At 49.8% G+C, this 4289-nt stretch carries 4 protein-coding genes; all 4 read right to left on the reverse strand.

Translation table 11 applies throughout. The features are described from left to right. Window positions 1-48: 48 nt before the first annotated feature. The 4 genes from mreD to purH all read right to left on the reverse strand — a co-directional run bounded on the left by mreD (window position 49) and on the right by purH (window position 4099). Window positions 49-573 (reverse strand): rod shape-determining protein MreD, encoded by a 525-nt coding sequence (gene mreD, locus QVO39_RS08305; protein WP_021903778.1) that lies wholly within the window; start codon window positions 571-573, stop codon window positions 49-51. Continuing rightward, window positions 570-1430, reverse strand: a complete 861-nt coding sequence (gene mreC, locus QVO39_RS08310; protein WP_018027964.1) for a rod shape-determining protein MreC — start codon at window positions 1428-1430, stop codon at window positions 570-572. The genes mreD and mreC overlap by 4 nt, the downstream gene beginning before the upstream one ends. 39 nt (window positions 1431-1469) lie before the next feature. After that, on the reverse strand, window positions 1470-2489 hold the full coding sequence (locus tag QVO39_RS08315) for a rod shape-determining protein (protein ID WP_021903779.1): 1020 nt from the start codon (window positions 2487-2489) through the stop codon (window positions 1470-1472). 65 nt (window positions 2490-2554) lie between these two features. Then, a complete protein-coding gene (gene purH, locus QVO39_RS08320; RefSeq protein ID WP_021903780.1) occupies window positions 2555-4099 on the reverse strand; it encodes a bifunctional phosphoribosylaminoimidazolecarboxamide formyltransferase/IMP cyclohydrolase in 1545 nt (514 codons plus the stop codon). Window positions 4100-4289: the final 190 nt, after the last annotated feature.

Genomic DNA, 4289 nt, shown 5'->3' on the forward strand with positions numbered 1-4289 from the left:
CACCGACAGCATACTTTCGGTGTGCAAATTTATTCTTTTGGCGATCCTTCATGCAGGGTGGTTACGCTTAGAGAATGCCTCAAAGATGGCAAAAACCACGCAGGTGATCAGTGTGGAGCCAAGGATATGTGGCAACATCTGTAGGAATAGAGTGCTGGAGAAGGCCTCCAATAAGAGGAGTGTGCCAACGTGCGTTAGGACCATCAGTAGGATAAATAGCAAATACTTGCCCCGCTTCATCGTGTAGATAGAGGGGCGAATAGGAGCCGAAAGATCCTCTATCGCTTGCTCCTCAGTGAAGGCAAATAGAAAGGGATTGCGGAGGTAACCTACCAAGGTGGCCGACGCCATATTCAGCCCAGGGGTATTCATCGCCATATCCATCAAAAGTCCCACAATCGTACCGAGTAGGGTGGTAAGCCATCGGGGCGTTTGGTAGGGAAGAAATATCAATGGATAGAGATAAATAATAGGGATCAGGTACCCAAAGAGACGGATATTATTCATCACCACTACCTGCAAAAGTAGTAGTAGTAGGCTCTGTAACGTATAACTAAAGTAGTGCTTATTCATCGCTCACCTTTCTCCACTGCTTCGATCTCCAATCGCTCCTCACGCTCATAGTTCTGAACCACATAGACATACTTCAGTGTGCCAAAGGCAACCCCCAGCTTCACCCTCAGTGCGCGGAAGTTGTCGTTAGGCGATTCTCCCTCTCCCTCCACGGTGCCAATAAATAGCCCTTCAGGGAAAATGGCAGAGTAGCCACTCGTCACCACACTATCCCCTACATTGTAGGGAGCGTGCTTTGGGAGATTGGTCAGCAAAGTATGCTCTAAGTCCTTCCCATCCCACGAGAGAGTGCCCACATATTCACTTCTCGGCGAGGGCTTGCAATTGAGCTTAAAGTCGCTATTCACCAGAGGAATCACCTTGGCATAGTTACGCCCTGTCGTCTCCACCACTCCCACGATGCCCTCATTGGAGAGTACCCCCATGTCATTTTGGATCGCTTCGGAGCTACCCATATCTATTGTGAGATAGTTTTTACCACCAAAGAGTGTAGTGCCTACCACCTGAGCCACCTTGTACTGGTAGGGGAAAGGGCGTATCACGCTATCTGTGGAGAGCCTTTGCCATGTGAGCGAATCCACCTCCAAGCGACGGAGCTGATACTTGAGGCGTTGGTTTTCCTCCTCTAGTACCGCATTCCTACTCATCAAGGCTACATTGGCATCCCTAAGGCCTAGGTACTCATTGCTCTTATTGGCATACTCCGTCACGGTGCCAGTAACGGCATTGGTGCTACTAAGGAGTACACTATTGCGATAAACACTCCCATTGAATAACAATAGGAGTGCTATCACCTCCAGTACCACAAATAGCAGGGTGTGGGCATTGGAGCGTAAAAACTCTAAGAGCTTATCCATACTTACCTACAAGTCGGCCTCTGGTATGCCAAGCCTTGACTACTTAAATAGCTGGCTGTAAGTATTGCTATTTTCGAGTACAATATGGGTTCCCTTTGCTACCGCATAAAGGGGATCTTCTGCTACGTGGAAAGGGATTTGGAACTTATCTTGTAGCCTCTTGTCCAATCCCTTGAGCATCGCACCACCACCAGAGAGGTATACTCCATCCTTAAAGATATCGGCATAGAGCTCAGGTGCTGTGGCATCAAGTGCATTGGAGATAGCCGTCTCGATCTTCTGAACCGACTTCTCCAAGCAACCAGCGATCTCCCGATAGCTCACCGTAATGGTCTTAGGTAGCACACTCGCTAGGTCTTGCCCTATCACTGTATAGTCATCGGGTCCCGCCTCTAGCTCGGGCAGGGCAGAGCCCACATTCTTCTTGATCTCCTCTGCCGTTGGTTCGCCTATCCGAATTTGGTGCTTCGCCTTCATGTAGTCCACAATGTCGTTGGTGAATTCATCACCCGCCACCTTGATCGACTTATTGGAGACAATACCTCCCAGTGAAATCACCGCAATCTCCGTGGTACCTCCACCAATGTCCACAATCATATTGCCCTTAGGCTCCAGTACATCTAGTCCAATGCCGATGGCAGCCGCCATTGGCTCCATAATGAGGTATACCTCGCTGGCGCCCGCCTTTTCAGCAGCATCACGCACCGCCCTTAGCTCCACGTCGGTACTGCCAGATGGCACACTCACCACCACCTTCAGGGCCGATGGGAATAGACTCTTTTTGGTCCTCGCCATCTGGATAAATCCTCGGATCATATGCTCCGTGGCATTGAGGTCGGCCACCACACCGTCGCGTAGTGGACGTACGGTCAGAAGGTCGTTATTTTCCTTTCCTACCCTCCTATATGCTTCGCTACCTACCCATTCGATTTTCTCGCTCTTGCGATTCATCGTGATATAGCTAGGTTGGTCTATGACAATCTTTCCCTCCTTAATGATCACGGTATTGGCGGTACCTAAGTCAATCGCCATCCGCTGTGTAAATGAGAATAATCCCATACTATTATCTATCTCGTCTTAAATACTTGTTTCTCTTTCTCTATAAAAGCCCTCTCCCTGCCTTTTTAATGCTTAAAGTGGCGTACCCCTGTCATGTACATTGGTATTTTGTGGTCACGTGCAAAGACAATGCTCTCCTCGTCTCTCACCGAGCCACCTGGCTGAATGATCGCCTTGATGCCAGCTTCATTGGCAAGCTGCACACAGTCGGAGAATGGGAAGAAGGCGTCACTGCTGAGCACCGCTCCCTCAGTGCTAAATCCCATAGCCCTTGCCTTCGCCACCGCTTGGTTTAGGGCGTCCACTCTTGAGGTCTGCCCATAACCAGCACCGATCAATTGACCATTCTTCACTAGTACAATGGCGTTACTCTTGCAGTGCTTTACGATCTTCATCGCAAAGAGTAGATCCGCTACCACCTCGTCACTTGCCAGGTATTCACTTGTAGGGGTGAGCTCCTCTGCACTCTCTATCTTCTTATCCTTAGCTTGTGCTAGCAAGCCGCCCACCGCCGAGCGGTAAGTGTACTTGCTCGAGTCAAAGCCGATGCGGTCAATGAGTAGGCGACGATTCTTTTTCTTTTCAAGGATTTCAAGCGCTTCGCTCGAGTAGTCGGGTGCAATCAGTATCTCAATGAAGAGCTTATCCAGCTCCTCTGCCAACGCTGTGTCAACACCTCTATTGAGTACCACGATGCCGCCAAAGGCCGAGACAGGGTCAGAGGCGAGTGCCTTGGTGTAGGCCGTGTGGATGTCTTTGTCGCTAGCCACGCCACAAGGGGTGTTGTGCTTGATGATCGCAGCGGTAGGTTCATCGAAGTCCTCTATCAACGCACACGCCGCCTCTAGGTCGAGGATGTTATTGTAGCTCAGTTGCTTGCCGTGGAGGATTTCAAAACGTTCGGTAAGGGCTGTGCCATAAAACTTTGCCTCCTGATGTGGGTTCTCCCCATAGCGAAGAGGATAAGCCACAGGAATGGATAGCTCAATGCCCTCCTCAGGTAGCTCCTCAGTCACTTTGGAGCCCACAAAATAGTGGTGAATGTGGTTGTCGTACTCCGACGTGAGCCCAAAGGCCGCTTTGGCCATTTCCTTCCTCTGCTCCTCTGTCGTCACCCCCTTGCCACTCTGTAGCATCTCCAGAAGGGCGCCATAATACTTGCGAGAGGCAATGATGAGGACATCCTTGTAATTCTTCGCTGCTGCACGGATCAAGCTCACTCCACCGATATCAATCTTCTCGATGATCTCCTCGTGCGTACCACCCGATGCGATAGTCTCATCAAAGGGGTAGAGATCCACCACCACGAGGTCTATCTCTAGGATGTCGTACATATCGCACTGCTTGGCGTCGTCTGCATTATCTCTTCTGGAGAGGATGCCCCCGAAAATACTAGGGTGTAGCGTCTTTACCCTCCCGCCTAGGATGGAAGGGTAGGAGGTCAACTCCTCCACCGCGGTACACTCCAACCCCAATCCAGTAATATATGTTTGAGTCCCTCCCGTAGAGATCAGCTCCACGCCAAGTTTAGCCAGCTCCCTCACTATGGGCTCCAATCCTTCCTTATTAAATACCGAGATGAGCGCTCTCTTAATTTGCCTTTCCGACATAGTTTTACCCTCTATAAAATCGATTTACTTTGCACCCTGCAATAGTGCCTGTACAGTTTTCCGCAAAGTTAAATAAAAATAGCGACACTCCGACCCTTTTGTCCCCACAGATGTAGAGCTGGCACATTAGAAGAGACTATTGTGCTAATGATGATATACAATCTGTTGAGGATAATGGAGTAAGGACCTC

The sequence above is a fragment of the Porphyromonas sp. CAG:1061 genome (assembly GCF_000435035.1).
GTDB lineage: Bacteria > Bacteroidota > Bacteroidia > Bacteroidales > Porphyromonadaceae > Porphyromonas_A > Porphyromonas_A somerae.